Raw genomic sequence first — 14,189 nt, forward strand, 5'->3', positions numbered from 1 at the left:
ACCTACCGGGCAGCGTATTCCTGGATCAGGAAGCCGATGGCCGTCGGGTCGAATTCCGCCTTGTCGATGCGGAAATCTGCACCGTATTCGGCAAAGGACTGGAAGTAGGGGTCGGTGAGTGAAGACGAAATGACACCGATCGGGCCAATGTAGCCGCTCTGTCGGAGCCGCGGAGCGCTTTCGCGGAAATCCTCGCCAGGTCCAAGACGGTTGTCCAGAAGCACAATATCGACGCTGGCGCCCTTGCCGAACATCGCGACAGCATCGTCGATGCTTGCCGCGTACAGCATGTTGATATCGTAATTGACGACCTTCTTCATCTGCGCGCGAAAGATCAGCTCTTCCGCCGGGTCGTCATCGATCAGCATAATATTGACGACAGTCGCCATTAACTTCGCCACTCCATTTCGCCCTTTCGGGCAACCAACTTTTCGGCCTTGGTGTTGCACAGATAGCAGCGCCAAGCCAAGCCAAATTCAAAAACCAAACACATTGCCAAAGGCTGAATCCGCCAAGGGCGTTCTGGGGATCAGGGAATAATCTGCTCCCGAATTGCCTTGGCCACCATTTGCGTACGATTCACCACATCGAGTTTCTTGAGGATCGTCGCGGTATGGGAATTCACCGTATGCTCCGAAACCGACACGATCAGGGCAATCTCGCCCGCCGTCTTGCCATGGGAGATCCATTTCAGGATTTCCAGTTCGCGCGGTGTCAGCCCCATGCCCTTCTTGTTCGCAAGGATTTCACGGAAATAGAAGTCGAACGCATAGGCCGCGTCGTAATAGACCGCGTGCAGCAATTCCATGGTCGGAACGTCGCGGTCGCCGAGAAAGATGATCGCATGGCGGCTGCCGTTCAATCCCTGAACAGGAACACACAATGCCAGCTCGAATCCGAGCTGGCGCATCAATTCATCCTGGCTTCCGTCTGCATCGATCCAATAGGTCGGAAGCGTCGTCTCCTGCAGCATCTTGAAAAGCCCGGAGTCGGAAAATGCAAAGCGTGCATCATAGGCCTCGGCCAGCCCCGCTGGCAGATCGTGCAGTTCGAGTTGCGTCGATAGCGTCGGCGAGGGAACGTCGGCAAAAAGCCGCATCAGGCAGAAGTGCTCAAATCCTGCACGCAGAGCCATCGAGTGGAAGATACGGAAGAAGTCGACGCGGTTGACGGCCTTGGCAAGCTCATTCTGATAATTGCCGGGACATTGATTTTTCAATTGCAGCGACAAAAGCCCGTCCTTGAACCAAATGAATGTTTGCAGTTACGGCAAAACCGTCTGACAACCGCCTGCGAAAACTCTATCTCCCGGGCTTTTTAAATGTCCCGCCAGACCTCCCGGAATTCGACGTTTGGGCCGAATGCTCCAACTCGCACTCAACCTGAAATTCGCGCCATTGCAATCGGCGATTCCAACTATTGATTTTTCTGAAGTGCGCGTGCGACTCAACGACGACAGTCGTTTGAAGAAATTCAGGCGGAAGCGGTTGCTTTCGCCGGCATTTCCTCAAGCCCGAGCAGGAAATTGATCTGCGGACGTGCCACGACAAGGTCATGGATCGAGTATTGCGACAATACATCGAAGAACGCGTTCAAGGCTTTGCGCAGTGCAGAGTTCAGGCCGCAGCTGTCGACGAGCGGGCATTCCGTCACGTCGGAATCGAAGCATTCCGCCATCGAGAAATTATCCTCGGTCACTCTTACGACATCGAAGAGAGTGATCTTGTCGGCCGGGCGACCCAGCCGGATGCCGCCGTTGCGTCCGCGCACCGTTTCAACGATGCCCGCCTTGTGCAAAGGCTGCAGAATCTTGAACAGAAACAGTTCGGACACGCCATAGGCTTTGGCGATCTCGGGAATTCGGCTGAGATTGTTCGCATTCGCCGCGCAGTACATCAGCATCCGCACTGCATAGTTGGTCTGCTTCGTCAGCCGCATTCGAGAACCTCAATCGTTCGATGGCGTTCTTATAGACCCGTTTGCAGTTTGGAACAATTCCAAAATATGAACGGCCCACTCATATTTGTTTATTCGTGTTGACGCGGCAAGTGCGTCAACCTAAAAGATGACCGAAATTGTCAAGATAGATACTGGAGGTATCATTGTCGAACGTTGCTAAGAACTCCGTCCTTGCCGCAGCCCTGCTTGCCGGAACGGCTTTCCCTGCATTCGCCGATGGCGAGGTCAACATCTATTCCTATCGCCAGCCGGATCTGATCAAGCCGGTTCTCGATGCCTTCACCAAGGAAACCGGCATCAAGACCAACGTTCTCTTCCTCGACAAGGGTCTGGTCGAGCGGATCAAGGCCGAGGGCGAGAACTCACCCGCCGACGTGATCATGACGGTGGATATCGCCCGCCTGACCGAAGCCAAGGAAGGCGGCGTCGTTCAGCCTTTGAAGGATGCGAAGATCGAAGGCAACATCCCGGCGAACGTCCGGGACGCAGACGGTGAATGGTTCGGCCTCACCACGCGCGGTCGCGTCGTCTATGCCTCCAAGGAGCGCGTTGCCCAGAACGAGATCACCTATGAAGAGCTTGCCGATCCCAAGTGGAAGGGCAAGATCTGCATGCGCGACGGCCAGCATTCCTACAATATCGGCCTGATCGCCTCGATGATCGCCCATAACGGCGCGGAAGCGACCGAAAAGTGGCTTACGGGCCTCAAAAACAATCTCGTCCGCAAGCCGGACGGCAACGACCGCAGCCAGGCAAAGGCCATCTGGGCCGGGGAATGCGATCTGGCGCTCGGCAACACCTATTATGTCGGCCTGATGCTGACCGACACGAAGGAGCCGGAGCAGAAGGAATGGGCCGGCGCCATCAAGGTCCTCTTCCCGAATGCCAAGGATCGCGGCACGCATGTGAACGTGTCCGGCATGGCGCTCGCGAAATATGCGCCCGACAAGGACAACGCTGTCAAGCTGATGGAATTCCTGTCTTCCAAGGAGGCCCAGCAGATCTATGCCGAGCAGGTCTTTGAATATCCGGTTCTCCCTGGTGCCGAGCCGTCTGCCGTCGTGAAGTCCTTCGGCGAAATCCACCCGGACAAGCTTCCACTGACCGACGTTGCCAAGTACCGCAAGCAGGCCTCCGAACTGGTCGACAAGGTCGGCCTGAACGATGGCCCGGCGAAGTAAGCTCGCGGATACTTTTTCGAGATCTCGGGGCCGGGGCGCCAGCCTCCGGCCCTATTTCGTTTCGGCCTTTGCCTCTTTGGCCTCGCGAGCCCATTGTTCGATCATCTTCTGACGATCCGGCATGCCGGGATGCGTGTCGAACATGCTGGTTTCTTCCGGTCCGACATTCAGCTTTTCCTGCAATGCGGTGAAGAAGCGGGCGAGCGCCAGCGGATCGCGGCCGGACTTCGTCATCAGGAAAACGGAATAATGGTCCGCCTCGCTCTCTGCCTCCCGCGAATAGGAGAGCGAAAGGAGGGCCGCTCCGTTGGTCAGCACATCCTGCGCGGCGCTGCCGACGTCACCGGCAATCAGCATGATCAGGCCCGCAGTCCCTGCAGCGCGGTAGATCTGGCGCAGCGAATGCTTCTTGTCGACATGGCCGATTTCATGGGCCAGCACGGCGAGCACCATGTCCGTATCGTCGCCCGCGACATCGACCAGTTCGTCGGTGAGGATGATCGTGCCGGAGGGGAGCGCGAAGGCATTGGGCCCAATGGCGCCGCCTTCACGGAAGTTGAGCGAGTAGCCGCCCGTTCCCCGGTCCGCCCGCCTTGCCAGTTCGGAGAATCCCGCCTCGATGGCCCGTCGTTTGGCCTCCGGCAACTGGCTCGGCTTCAGCACGGTTGCATCCAGTGACTTCAGCGTTCCGACTGACATCGCCTGCGGCACGACGTCCGGAGTGACCAGCACCGCAACCTCAACCAGCGCGGGCAGGGCAAATCGATAGATCGCCGTGGCCAGAAGGAAGACCGCGACCACAAAAACGATCAGCCGCGGGTGGAACCGCTCGAGTCCATGAACAAATAAGCCAGCCTGGTTAGAACCACGCTTCTGCAGCAACAGGTCGATGCCTGCGTTATCAGGCGTTTCGAAGAGCGACCCGTTGCTGAATGCGATGCGGCGCGGCACGTTGCCGACGCGGGAAGACACCTCGATCGTCGACAGGAAGCCCAGCGCGAGCGCGGCTTCGCCAGCTCCCGCCCCAGTACGGCGAACGATGACCGAGTCGCCCTGAACCCAGATCTCCGCCTTGATCGCCTCGCTGGATCGCGGCGGATGCCAGACGCCCTCGGCGATCCGCTCAGGGGAAGATGCGCGCGCGTCAGAAGCCAAAATCGAAGCCCTCTAGATCGAGATATTCCGCCGTGGCGGCCACACCCGCCGCCTCCATGGAGTCGAGCACGGTTCCGAGATCGCCATCGAAAGTGATGCCGCTATGCTCAACAATATAACGGCGTTCTCGAATGGCCGCCCAGGGCCGCATCAGGCCCATCGTGAGAAAAATGAGAAAGAGGTTGCTCAGGACAACGAAGAGATAGCCGAAGCGCGGCAGGTCGCTGAACAGTCGATGGCGTTCATCCAGCACCGAAGCATTCATCACGACATTCCGCACACCGGCCCGATAAAGGATCGCACAGAGGAAATAGATGATGATGAGCGGGACAATCATGCCGAAGAGGCCAGCGACAAACGCGTTTTGGAGCGCCTTGTCGGCCGATCCGTCCGCAGGCAGCTTGTTGGCGGCAAAAAAGATCAGGACGGCGATGGCGAGGGAAATGACGATGCCAACAACAAAGAGGATGATGGCGGGAAGGGCAGCGCCATAGATCTTGCCGACCCGGGGGTCGGTTGAGAAACTGCGATCGCCATAGCGAAGGTTATTGAACAGGTAGCGATAGAACCAGCGGCTGGCCAGCGGCGCGAGAATGCCGAGAGACAGGGTCGCGACCGCCCCGCCCAGCACGACGGCCTTGAAGGCGCCCCAGGCGGTTCCGGTGAAGTTGAAGCGGACGTTGCGGTAGCTCGTCACCCGCGCCGAGAAACGCAGGCCCCGCGCCATCAGCCACGGCAGCGCAACCAGGAAGACGATGGGGCTTACAAGCCCCAGGATCGGCACGATGCCGGTCACGATGTTGATCGCAATCAGCCCTCCGAACACGATGAGCCGCCCGATGAAGATCTGCTTGCCCTTGGCATGGTAGTCGAACGACTGCCCGGCCACGAACGTGTTGCCGTAGAAATATCGGTTGCGCCGCACCTTGGCCCAGGCGGAGTAGACGCCGATGGTCACGATGGTCAGAAGAATATTGACCATCCAGATGCCGAAATATTCGCTGGCCGTCCCGCGAAACTCGGCGCGAACAAACCCGCCCGCGCCCTGTGCACTCGTATCCACCAATGTCCGCTCCCCAGCGTGGCCTGCTCTCCGATCGCTCCCGCGCGGCCTTCAACATCTTGTAAAGACGCAAAAAAGGCGGGCCCGTGAGGACCCGCCCACTATACAGAAAACGCACTTCCTGCAAATCGAAGATTGCAGCAGGAATGCTTACTTCATCGTCGGCATCGAGAATTCCGCGCCATCCTTGATGCCCGACGGCCAGCGCGACGTGATCGTCTTGGTGCGGGTCCAGAACTTGATCGAGTCCGGGCCGTGCTGGTTCAGGTCGCCGAAGGAAGAGGCCTTCCAGCCGCCGAAGGAGTGGTAGGCGAGCGGAACCGGAACCGGCACGTTGATGCCGACCATGCCGATATTGATGCGCGAGGCGAAGTCGCGGGCGGCATCGCCGTCGCGGGTGAAGATCGCGGTGCCGTTGCCATACTCATGCTTCATCGGCAGGGCGAGCGCGTCTTCATAGTTCTTGGCGCGAACGACCGACAGAACCGGCCCGAAGATTTCGGTCTTGTAGATATCCATGTCCGGCGTGACGTTGTCGAACAGCGTGCCGCCGACGAAGAAGCCGTTTTCGTAGCCCTGCAGGTTGAAGTCGCGGCCATCGACGACGAGCTTGGCGCCTTCCTCGACGCCGCGCGAGATCAGGCCCTTGATCTTGGCCTGGGCTTCCTTGGTGACGACCGGGCCCATGTCGGCCTTGTCATCGGTGTAGGGGCCGATGCGCAGCGATTCCACCTTCGGGATCAGCTTTTCGATGAGACGGTTGGCGGTCTCTTCGCCGACCGGAACGGCCACCGAGATCGCCATGCAGCGCTCGCCGGCCGAACCGTAGCCCGCACCCATCAGGGCGTTGACGGCCTGGTCCATGTCGGCGTCCGGCATGATGATCATGTGGTTCTTCGCACCGCCGAAGCACTGCGCACGCTTGCCGTTCATGGCGGCAGTGCCATAGACATAGCGCGCGATTGGCGTGGAGCCGACGAAGGTCACGGCGCTGATTTCGGGGTTCGTCAGGATCGCATCGACGGCGGCCTTGTCGCCATTGACGACGTTGAGAACGCCTGCCGGAAGACCGGCTTCGATCATCAGTTCGGCGAGACGCAGCGGCACGGACGGATCGCGCTCGGAAGGCTTCAGGATGAAGGCGTTGCCGGTGGCGATTGCCGGGGCAAACATCCACATCGGGATCATGGCGGGGAAGTTGAACGGCGTGATGCCAGCACCGATGCCGACCGGCTGGCGCATGGAATACATGTCGATGCCGGGGCCGGCACCCTCGGTGAACTCACCCTTCTGCAGATGCGGAATGCCGATGACGAATTCGCAGACTTCCAGACCGCGAATGACGTCGCCCTTGGCGTCCTCGATCGTCTTGCCATGCTCGCGCGACAGCATTTCGGCAATCTCGTTCATGTTCTGATTGAGGAGGTCGACGAACTTCATGAAGACGCGGGCGCGGCGCTGCGGGTTCGTTGCTGCCCAACCCGGCTGTGCAGCCTTGGCGCTGGCAACGGCGGCGGCAAGCTCGGCCTCGGTTGCGAGCGCGACGCGGGCCTGCACTTCGCCGGTGGCCGGATTGAAGACGTCTGCAAAGCGACCGCTCTTGCCGGCAACATGCTTGCCGTCGATGTAATGACCGATTTCCTTCATGTGTTCCTCCTTCAGGGCAATTCCAGCGAAAGCGGAAACCGGTTTCGCGTCCGGAATTGCGTTAAACAGAAATCTACAGCGTTTCCAACGGAAACGATCTGTGAAATTTGGCGCATAGTGACACTGGATTTTGTCGATAGCAACGGCATGGTTTCCGCATCCGATGTGCAAATTTGCACAACGGGGAATGCAAACGAAAATGCCCCGAAGCTGGGCTCCGGGGCATGATTTCATTCAGCGATCAGAAGCGGCCAGCGCTTATTCGCCGTCGCGGGGCGTATCGACCGGACGCGGGCGGTTGCGCGGACGAAGCTCCTCGACGGTGGCGCTGCTGCGCGGCGAGCCGTCTTCGTTGAACTCGCTTTCCTGCGCATCCGGCTCGAAGTCGAGCGTGAGACCGGCAGGCTGTTCTTCCGGCTTGCCCTTGATCTTGATGAGCTGGCTCTGCAGGAAGTTGCGCTCGCGGCGGGCGGAGTTGAGCGCGCCTTCGAGATAGGTGCGGTCGGCGCGTTCGTTTTCCAGCTGTTCGTTGAGCTTGCGTCCCTGCTCCTCGACCTGCTGCAGATATTCGGCGTGACGCTTGTGCAGCGCCTCGATGACTTCCTGCTGCATGCGGATCTTTTCGGACGACTGTTCCGAAGAACGGACATGGCCGCGAAGCTGGATGCTGAGTTCTTCGACGCGGGCCTGAAGCTGCGTTTCCGACTTTTCCAGTTCCTTGTTGCGGCGTGCCGTGTCCTGAAGCTCCTGCTTGAGGGCTTCCACCTCGGATTCGAGGCGGCGCATGTGGCGCTGCGTCTCGGCCTGCGCCGTCTGGTCGCGGAAGTTCGAACGCTGCTCGTCGCGGGCCTTTTCGAGCAGATGCTCGGCCAGACGTGCGCGTGAGGTCAGGGCTTCCAGGCGGATTTCGTAATTCTTGGCGTCGGTCTCGCGCAGCGTTTCGGCCGTCTGCAAGCTTGCCTGCAGCTCCTCGCGCTCGCCGAGAAGTTCCGACTGACGAGCTTCCAGCTTCATCACGCGGTCGCGTGCCTTGTCCAGCTCGTCCGTGGCCGAGCCCAGCGCGCGGCGCTGCGACTGCATGCTGGTGACGACTTCGTCATGCAGCTTGGAAAAACGGATGCGCTCGGCGACTTCGAAATCGACGCTCGATTGCAGAAGCTTGCGTTCTTCACGCAGTTCATGCAGCTGCTTTTCGTTCTCGCCGACGATGACTGAGAGATGATCGGCCTTTTCCGTCAGGTTCTCGATCGTCGAACGCATCGCGCTCATCTCGTTGTCGAGAACCTTGGCGCGGGCATCGGCCTCACGCAGCGCAATCTGGTCGGACTTGTGGGCGTCCGAAAGCTCGTTGCGCATGCGCAGCAGCAGGTCGCGCTCGGAAGAAATTTCGTCAAGCTGGCTCTGCAGGCGAAGAAGCGAGGCCTGCGAGGATGAGAGCTTGGCGCGCAGCTCCTCGTTCAGCTTGCGCGATGCGCCATAGGCCGTCTTGATCTCCGAGAGCTCGCGCTTGTTCAGGTGCAGCTGGCGGGCAATTTCGCCGAACTCGGTGAACAGGCCTTCCATCTCTTCAGCCGCGCTGCGCAGCGACTTCAGCGAATTCAGCGCCGTTTCGCTGCGGTTTCGCAGGCCCTCGTGATAGGTGCCAAGGGCACGTACGGCTTCCACGGTATCCACGGGCTCGGAGCGCTCGGGTTTTTCGGTCTGTTCGCGAATCATGGGCACATCGCTCTGCATGGGTTCAGGCATATCACGATCTCCGGACTCGCCGCCGCTGCCTTTTCGCTTTCTGAGAAGTGAAAAATTGGAAATCATGAATGCCCCAAATCCTGACGGTCCAACCGTCGCGGTTCCTGGTCTGCTGCGCGCCCCGCCTGCCAGGTCGCCATGTCCTCGTTCACCGGCCGCCGCCGACGGTTCTGCCAAAGCGTCGCGCATAAGACTTCCCCGTCTGCGAAATGGAGGCTGCAAGCCCGCCCACACGCCGCATACATCTACGCGCACCTATGTAATTAACCAAACGTAGCAGTTGGCCCGGCCTATTGCAATCGGCCCGCCTGTGCAAAGCGGGGCCAAGCCGCATAACAAAAGCGTTGTGGCACGGGTGCAATAGCACGCTTTGACTAAACCAGCGCGCTCGGCCACGATAAGTTCATGAGAACAGGCCGGATTCGGTGGTGAGAGTAGCATTTTGATGAACTGGGACGATGTCCGCATATTTCTGGCCGTGGCACGGGCAGGGCAGATCTTGTCCGCCGCCCGCACGCTCGGCGTCAACCACGCGACCGTCGGCCGCCGCGTCAGTGCGCTGGAAGAGGCCTTGCAGACCCGTCTTCTGGTGCGCCGCACCAATGGTTGCGAACTGACGCCGGAAGGCGAAATCTTTCTGCACGCGGCCGAACGGATGGAAACCGAAATGCTGGCCGCCCAGGCCAATGTCGGCAATGTCGATGCCGCACTTGCCGGCACAGTGCGCATCGGTGCGCCCGACGGCTTCGGCGTGTCTTTCCTCGCCCCGCGCCTGGGCGCGCTCATCGCACGCCATCCGGCGCTGAAAATCCAGCTTGTGCCGGTCCCGCGCGCGTTTTCGCTGTCGCAGCGCGAGGCGGACGTCGCCATTACCATCGAGCGGCCGGTCGAAGGCCGGCTGGTGTCGTCCAAACTCACCGATTATACGCTGGGCATCTATGCCTCACGCGCCTATCTCGCGGCCAACGGAACACCAGCCGACATCGAGCAGCTGAAGTCGCACCGGCTGATCGGCTATGTGGAAGACCTGCTCTTCACGCCCTCGCTGAATTTCGCGCACGAGGTCTTCAAGGGCGTCGACACCGCCTTCGAGATCTCCTCGGCGATCGGGCAGACTGAAGCCGTGCGTTCGGGCGCGGGCATCGGCATTCTGCATGATTATATTGCGCGCAACGACGAAAGCCTTGTCCGCATCCTGCCGGAGACCGGACTACGCCGGACCTATTGGACCATCATCCACGAAAGCGCCCGCGAACTCGCCCGCGTACGGACCGTCGTCAGCTTCCTCCGGGAAATCGTCGAGGCGGACCACGCGATTTTCCTCTAAGTTCTGGAAATCTCGAAAAGAAGAGAAGTGGTACGGTTGGGGGGTCTCGAACCTCCGACCTCAGGAGCCACAATCCTGCGCTCTAACCAACTGAGCTACAACCGCTTGAGGCACGTCTTTAAAGGCGTGTGACGCTCACATACGGGCGTCGAGATTTTTTTTCAAGCACAATCCGTACGAAAAACATAAAAAAGGCCGGGCGAACCCGGCCTCATCATCAAAAAGCCCTGTAAAATCAGGCAGCCTTGAAGATCGAAGCGACCTTCTGGGCGGCATCCTTCGAAGGCTTGGAAACGTCTTCAGCGACCTTGCGCGAGGTTTCCTGCATCGACTTGATCTGCTCGACAGCGGCTTCAGCCTGCTTGCGGGCGAATGCGGACTGCAGTTCGAACAGCTCGGAAACCGACTTCACGCCGAGGAGAGCTTCCATGTGGGAGAAGGTGCTTTCGGCATTGCTGCGAACGGCGTCGATAGCCTTGAGGCCGAGTTCGACCGTGCCGGCCTGTGCCTTTTCAAGCGTGGCTTCGATGGTCTTTGTCGCATCTTCGGACGCTTCCTTCACCTTGGCGAAAGCATCCTTGGACTGGTTAACGCTCTTTTCAGCAAGCTCGCGGAAAGAGTCGGAAAACTTGGACGGGTCGAAGGCGGAGAACGAGAAAACGTCGTCGAGTTTCGGGGTAGCCATGATATGCGCTCCTTGGGTGTGTGGCCCTCTCTTGAGGCGCCAGCTTTGTTGATGAACGACTATATAGCACCGTTTATTGTGCATTGCAACATGATTGTGCGGCGCACACAAATTAACCCTGCTGCGTGATAGCCTTGGAGTGCCTGGCTGTTTTTGTGGACCCCGCCCGGATGCGGGGTTATTAATAATCTGTTAATACTTGGCGACGGGGGTCCGCCGGGTTCGTAAAGTGTGAGTACCCATGAGCCAGTATCCATTTATCGACATCGCAGTTCACGAAAAGGTTCGCGAACGCTTTGCGCGCGGAGAGGCTCTTGTTGTGTTCAGCGAAGACCTGTCAGGCGTGCTTTGGGCCAATGGAGCCGGCGCACGGATGTTCGGCAATGCTTCGATTTACGATTTCATCGATCAGGGTCCGGATATTCGCGATCTCGCCTATAGGCAGATGACGACTACCGCTGGCCAGCTCGGCGCACCCTTCGGCCCGCGCAGCTTTCTCATGCGCGTTGCCTCCGGCTTCGAGCGCATCACGGTGGAGGCGAGCGTCGAGAAGATCGCGGTCGGCAACGAAATTGCGGTTCTCTTCGGCGCACCTGTCGGTGTGCGCTCCAATGCGGCTCGCGATGTCGCGCGCCGGCTGATCGAAGGCTTCGACGATCCCGATACCCATGTCGCCGTGATCGGCGAGAGCGGTGAAGTTCTGTCTTCGACGCCGGGTTTCGGCGAACTCGCGCTGCCGCTTCATGTCATTTCCATGCTGCAGGAGGGTGTCCGGGGCAATCCCGGTCACGTCCTGAAGCGCCCGATCCATATCGGAGACGCTGTCTACCCGGCCGCCATTGCCCAATTGTCTGCCCATCCCGCGCTGAACCTGCTTTTCGTGATCGGCGAGCAGATTGCCGAAGCAGCGCCGCCGGCAGCCGAGCCGGCAGTTGATCCCGTGCCGTCGTCCGCGCCGTCCACGCCCGCCGATCTCTCCCCTGCGACCGAGACCTCGGCAGAGACGCAGCCTGCCGGCTTCGGATTCAGCCGCGAAAACCGTCCGGCCCGGTTCATATGGCGCATCGACGCGGCTGGCATTCTGCATGATATTTCGCCGGAGCTCGCAGGCGCGGTCGGTCCGCTGGCTGCGGACATTGCGGGCAAATCGTTTGACGACGTCGCCCGCCGTTTCCGGCTTGACCCGGACGGGCGCATCGCCGCCCTGCTTTCGAAGCGCAACACCTGGTCCGGCCGAACGGTCTATTGGCCGGTGGAGGGGGCAGCGCTGAAAGTGCCGGTCGATCTCGCAGCACTTCCGACCTATTCCCGCGATCACCAGTTCGAGGGTTTTCGCGGTTTCGGCATCGTTCGTGTCGCCGAGGCCATCGACGATCCCGATGAAACCGGCCTGAACCTCCTGAATCCCGAGGACACGGCATCGGAACTATCTCCCGCGGACGAACCCACGGATGTCCCGCCGCCGGAGCCGCGCGAAGAGCCGCCGGCCTTGAAGTTTGTCGAGACGCTGTCGCGGCGCTATTCGGACAAGGTGATCCGCTTTGAGGAGCGCCGCTCAACCGCGCTGCCCGAAACCCTGTCCTCCGACGAACAGGCTGCCTTTCGGGAGATTGCCCGCAAGCTCGGCGGCCGGGTCGACGACGCAACCGGCGAGAAAGCCGCAGAGCCGGCAGCACCGAAACCCCGGGCCGAAAAATCCTCGCCGGAAAAGCCTCAGACGCGCCCCTCTTTGCTCGCCAGCGATAATCCGCCGCTTCTGCGGCTGGTCCGGAACAGTGAAGAACAGGCTGCGGAAGCCCTGAAGGATGATCTGGCATCGATCAAGGCGTTCAAATCCCAGGGCGATGGGCTGACAACGCTGGTTGCGCAGCAATTGCCCATGGCATTGCTCGTGCATGTGGCTGACCGCCTGATCTACGCCAACCCGGAGTTCTTCCGCCTGACGGGCGACCGGACGCTACGCGGCCTTGAAGCGCGCGGCGGCATTGATGGTCTGCTGGAGCGCGACGATTCCATGAACCCGGACGGCCCAGGCATGATCCTGGTGCAGGCCGACGGCAGCAGGGTGCCGGTGACCGCGAAACTGCAATCCGTGCGCTGGGAGGGCCGTGCGGCGCTCCTCTTGGCTCTCAATCCCATGCCCTCCGTATCGAGCTCGGTGAAGGTTGAGGAACCCGTTGTGCCGGTGGTCGAACCGCTTGCCGACGTCGCCACGGCGGGCGCAGCGGAAGTCGCAAGCCTGCGCGCCGAAGTGGGCGAGCTGCGCTCCATTCTCGAAACCGCGACCGATGGCGTTGTCGTGATTTCGGGCGAGGGCGAAATCCGCTCCATGAATCGCTCTGCCTCCGCCCTCTTCAACTATGATGAGGCTGAAGTGCGCGGCAAACCCTTTGCGATGCTTTTCGCGCATGAAAGTCAGCGCGCCGTGGCCGACTATCTCGCCGGCCTTGCCGGCCACGGCGTCGCGAGCGTGCTCAACGATGGCCGCGAAGTCATCGGCCGTGAAGCCTCCGGTGGCCGCCTGCCGCTCTTCATGACGCTCGGCCGGCTTTCGTCATCCGCCAGCTATTGCGCCGTCATCCGCGACATCACGCAGTGGAAGCGCACAGAGGACGAGCTGAAAAACGCCAAGCGCGCCGCCGAAACGGCCAATGCCCACAAGAGCGATTTCCTCGCCAAGGTGAGCCACGAAATCCGAACGCCGCTCAATGCCATCATCGGCTTTTCCGAAATGATGTCGAACGAGCGCTTCGGCCCGATCGGCAATCAGCGCTACATCGAATATGCCAACGACATCAGCCGCTCCGGCCGGCATGTGCTCGATATCGTCAACGACCTGCTCGACATTTCCAAGATCGAGGCCGGCGAAATGGATCTCGATTTCACCGCCGTGCGCCTCAATGCGACGGTGATGGAGGCGATCTCGCTTTTGCAGCCGCAGGCCAACACCCAGCGCGTCATTGTCCGCACGGCACTTTCGGAGCGCGTGCCGGATGTCGTGGCCGATACCCGCTCGGTCAAGCAGATCCTGATCAACATCATCGCAAATGCCATCAAGTTCACGCCGTCTGGCGGCCAGATCGTGGTTTCGACCTCTTACGAACCGAATGGCTGCGTCATGCTGCGCATCCGTGACACCGGCATCGGCATGACGCGCGAGGAACTCGAACAGGCGATGAAGCCCTTCAAGCAGGCGCCATCGGGAGCAGCCCGCCAGCGCGGCGAGGGCACCGGCCTTGGCCTGCCGCTCACCAAGGCGATGACGGAAGCCAACCGCGCCACCTTCTCCGTCAGTTCGACGCCGAACGAGGGAACGCTGGTGGAGATCGCCTTCCCGTCGCAGCGCGTGCTGGCGAACTGAGCGGACCGGACGAGGCGCGTCTGGCTGGCCTGCCTGCGGAAAACGGCCAGCGAAAACCTGTCTGC

11 protein-coding genes and 1 tRNA gene are annotated in these 14,189 nt (G+C 60.4%); 3 read left to right on the forward strand and 9 right to left on the reverse strand.

Annotated features, from left to right (window positions below):
- Positions 1-2 precede the first annotated feature (2 nt).
- The 3 genes from ABID16_RS11595 to rirA all read right to left on the reverse strand — a co-directional run bounded on the left by ABID16_RS11595 (position 3) and on the right by rirA (position 1,938).
- Complete coding sequence (locus ABID16_RS11595; RefSeq protein WP_354556480.1) at positions 3-389, reverse strand: response regulator; 387 nt, start codon at positions 387-389, stop codon at positions 3-5.
- 140 nt (positions 390-529) lie between these two features.
- A complete protein-coding gene (locus ABID16_RS11600; RefSeq protein ID WP_354556481.1) occupies positions 530-1,231 on the reverse strand; it encodes a LuxR C-terminal-related transcriptional regulator in 702 nt (233 codons plus the stop codon).
- Between the two features lie 242 nt (positions 1,232-1,473).
- Positions 1,474-1,938 (reverse strand): iron-responsive transcriptional regulator RirA, encoded by a 465-nt coding sequence (rirA, locus tag ABID16_RS11605; protein ID WP_354556482.1) that lies wholly within the window; start codon positions 1,936-1,938, stop codon positions 1,474-1,476.
- A 164-nt stretch (positions 1,939-2,102) separates the two neighbouring features.
- Here rirA and ABID16_RS11610 point away from each other — a divergent pair, with 164 nt between their 5' ends.
- Positions 2,103-3,140, forward strand: a complete 1,038-nt coding sequence (locus ABID16_RS11610) for a Fe(3+) ABC transporter substrate-binding protein (RefSeq protein ID WP_435532406.1) — start codon at positions 2,103-2,105, stop codon at positions 3,138-3,140.
- Positions 3,141-3,191: 51 nt separating this feature from the next.
- Here ABID16_RS11610 and ABID16_RS11615 read toward each other — a convergent pair whose 3' ends face one another.
- From ABID16_RS11615 to ABID16_RS11630, 4 genes are all read right to left on the reverse strand, one after another.
- Positions 3,192-4,295 carry a M48 family metallopeptidase gene (locus ABID16_RS11615; RefSeq protein ID WP_354556483.1) on the reverse strand — a complete coding sequence of 368 codons (1,104 nt, stop codon included), beginning with the start codon at positions 4,293-4,295 and terminating at the stop codon, positions 3,192-3,194.
- On the reverse strand, positions 4,285-5,358 hold the full coding sequence (locus tag ABID16_RS11620) for a YjgN family protein (protein WP_354556484.1): 1,074 nt from the start codon (positions 5,356-5,358) through the stop codon (positions 4,285-4,287). Before ABID16_RS11620 ends, ABID16_RS11615 begins: the two co-directional genes overlap by 11 nt.
- A 150-nt stretch (positions 5,359-5,508) precedes the next feature.
- Positions 5,509-7,005: a CoA-acylating methylmalonate-semialdehyde dehydrogenase gene (locus ABID16_RS11625; RefSeq protein WP_354556485.1), complete on the reverse strand. Its 1,497-nt coding sequence runs from the start codon at positions 7,003-7,005 to the stop codon at positions 5,509-5,511.
- Positions 7,006-7,263: 258 nt separating this feature from the next.
- Positions 7,264-8,751 carry a hypothetical protein gene (locus ABID16_RS11630; RefSeq protein ID WP_354556486.1) on the reverse strand — a complete coding sequence of 496 codons (1,488 nt, stop codon included), beginning with the start codon at positions 8,749-8,751 and terminating at the stop codon, positions 7,264-7,266.
- A gap of 445 nt (positions 8,752-9,196) precedes the next feature.
- On the opposite strand from ABID16_RS11630, the gene ABID16_RS11635 reads away from it, so the two are divergent.
- The gene (locus ABID16_RS11635; protein ID WP_354556487.1) at positions 9,197-10,078 is read left to right on the forward strand and encodes a LysR family transcriptional regulator; all 882 of its coding nucleotides are present in this window, start codon (positions 9,197-9,199) and stop codon (positions 10,076-10,078) included.
- Between the two features lie 28 nt (positions 10,079-10,106).
- On the opposite strand, the gene ABID16_RS11640 is transcribed toward ABID16_RS11635, so the two are convergent.
- A tRNA-His gene (locus tag ABID16_RS11640) sits at positions 10,107-10,183 on the reverse strand.
- A 130-nt stretch (positions 10,184-10,313) separates the two neighbouring features.
- Positions 10,314-10,763 (reverse strand): phasin, encoded by a 450-nt coding sequence (locus ABID16_RS11645; RefSeq protein WP_354556488.1) that lies wholly within the window; start codon positions 10,761-10,763, stop codon positions 10,314-10,316.
- Positions 10,764-11,004: 241 nt separating this feature from the next.
- Between ABID16_RS11645 and ABID16_RS11650 the strand changes: the two genes are divergently transcribed.
- Complete coding sequence (locus tag ABID16_RS11650; protein ID WP_354556489.1) at positions 11,005-14,124, forward strand: ATP-binding protein; 3,120 nt, start codon at positions 11,005-11,007, stop codon at positions 14,122-14,124.
- Positions 14,125-14,189: the final 65 nt, after the last annotated feature.

This window comes from Limnomicrobium aquaticum, from assembly GCF_040545545.1.
Taxonomy (GTDB): Bacteria; Pseudomonadota; Alphaproteobacteria; order Rhizobiales; family Rhizobiaceae; genus Ensifer_A; species Ensifer_A aquaticum.

Coding starts and splice junctions, on each gene's coding strand:
- ABID16_RS11645 (WP_354556488.1), bottom strand. CDS start 10,763: ATGGCTACCCCGAAACTCGACGACGTTTTCTCGTTCTCCGCCTTCGAC.
- ABID16_RS11635 (WP_354556487.1), top strand. CDS start 9,197: ATGAACTGGGACGATGTCCGCATATTTCTGGCCGTGGCACGGGCAGGG.
- ABID16_RS11625 (WP_354556485.1), bottom strand. CDS start 7,005: ATGAAGGAAATCGGTCATTACATCGACGGCAAGCATGTTGCCGGCAAG.
- ABID16_RS11630 (WP_354556486.1), bottom strand. CDS start 8,751: ATGCCTGAACCCATGCAGAGCGATGTGCCCATGATTCGCGAACAGACC.
- ABID16_RS11595 (WP_354556480.1), bottom strand. CDS start 389: ATGGCGACTGTCGTCAATATTATGCTGATCGATGACGACCCGGCGGAA.
- ABID16_RS11650 (WP_354556489.1), top strand. CDS start 11,005: ATGAGCCAGTATCCATTTATCGACATCGCAGTTCACGAAAAGGTTCGC.
- rirA (WP_354556482.1), bottom strand. CDS start 1,938: ATGCGGCTGACGAAGCAGACCAACTATGCAGTGCGGATGCTGATGTAC.